Annotated in this window: 1 pseudogene; it reads right to left on the bottom strand. The window is 59.8% G+C overall.

Features of this window, described 5'->3' with window-relative positions:
- Positions 1 to 35 precede the first annotated feature (35 nt).
- A pseudogene (locus OC610_RS29295) lies at positions 36 to 261 on the bottom strand (DNA-3-methyladenine glycosylase I); the annotation flags it as partial.

Genomic DNA, 261 nt, shown 5'->3' with positions numbered 1-261 from the left:
GGAGCGAGCTTGCTCGCGATGGCCGCAACTCGGTTTCAATGATTGACGGTGTAAGCCAGCATCATCGAGATCTGCGACATCGGCCGGCCGCCACTCTCTTCATGCCACTGGTTGAAGGCACTCTGCATCGTCGCCAGGTCACGCAGGCTGGTGGGGACTTTGTCGATGACGCCCTGGGCGTTGAGTGCCGCGACTACGTCATAACTGGGCGAGAACGTGTCCTTGTCCATCATTCGCAAGAAGCGTGGCGCCGATTGACCG

Source organism: Pseudomonas agronomica (genome assembly GCF_025917275.1).
Classification (GTDB): Bacteria; Pseudomonadota; Gammaproteobacteria; order Pseudomonadales; family Pseudomonadaceae; genus Aquipseudomonas; species Aquipseudomonas agronomica.
The sequence above is the reverse complement of the archived record's forward strand: the minus strand, read 5'-3'. Positions and strand labels throughout refer to the sequence as shown.